Source organism: Gilvimarinus algae, assembly GCF_030518215.1.
Taxonomy (GTDB): domain Bacteria; phylum Pseudomonadota; class Gammaproteobacteria; order Pseudomonadales; family Cellvibrionaceae; genus Gilvimarinus; species Gilvimarinus algae.
In genome coordinates this window covers 1-346 of sequence record NZ_JAULRT010000024.1, presented here as the reverse complement: position 1 = coordinate 346, position 346 = coordinate 1, and the positions used below count along the sequence as shown (strand labels likewise).

Annotated in this window: 1 protein-coding gene; it reads left to right on the top strand. The window is 59.8% G+C overall.

Going from position 1 to position 346, the window contains the following annotated elements:
• A partial coding sequence (locus tag QWI16_RS00345; protein WP_302710720.1) for an ABC transporter permease subunit occupies nucleotides 1-346 on the top strand: 346 nt, incomplete at both ends.

Sequence of the window (346 nt, the reverse complement as noted above, 5' to 3'; positions counted from 1 at the left end):
CCTGATCGTCTTTGCCGCGTCCATTCTGATCGTGATCGGCATCTATCTGTTTCTCAGCCGCACCAAGGTCGGCCTGCAAATGCGCAGCCTGGCCAATGACCGGGATCTTTCGGCCCTGATCGGCATCCCGATCCTGAAGGTCGAGACCATCGCATGGGGCATCTCGGGTGTGCTGGCGGGGTTTTCCGGGTTGATGTTTGCCGACCTGATCCGGTTAGAGCCCACAGTGATCACGTTTATGGTCATCCCCTCCATCGCCGCCGCCATTTGCGGACGGCTGGACAATCTGGCGTTGGTGCTGGTGGGCGGCCTGTCGATGGGCGTGATCGAGAATATGCTGACGCTG